This window comes from Cobetia sp. SIMBA_158 (assembly GCF_046566945.1).
Taxonomy (GTDB): domain Bacteria; phylum Pseudomonadota; class Gammaproteobacteria; order Pseudomonadales; family Halomonadaceae; genus Cobetia; species Cobetia amphilecti.
Window position 1 is genome coordinate 1 of the sequence record NZ_JAWJYL010001085.1, and the last position, 236, is coordinate 236.

1 protein-coding gene is annotated in these 236 nt (G+C 27.5%); it reads left to right on the forward strand.

The features are described 5' to 3' along the window. Window positions 1-180, forward strand: a 180-nt coding sequence (locus R2R70_RS23130; protein WP_410979362.1) for a hypothetical protein, incomplete at its 5' end; no start/stop codon positions are given. Between the last annotated feature and the right edge of the window lie 56 nt (window positions 181-236).

Sequence of the window (236 nt, forward strand, 5' to 3'; positions counted from 1 at the left end):
GCGCAAAGTAAGATTGAATCTGATTTCATGAATTTAATAGAAGAAATTCAAGAAAAACAACCAACGAACAAAGATCAACAAGAAATGATTGAACAGTATGATCTGAAAGAATTAACTTTACATAACCTAAAGTTCTCTTTTCATCCGAACTTTAAATTGATAAAAGAATCTTATATCTAATAAAAAACGACGAGTTTCTTCTCGTCGTTTTATTTTTTACATAATGGTAATCATTC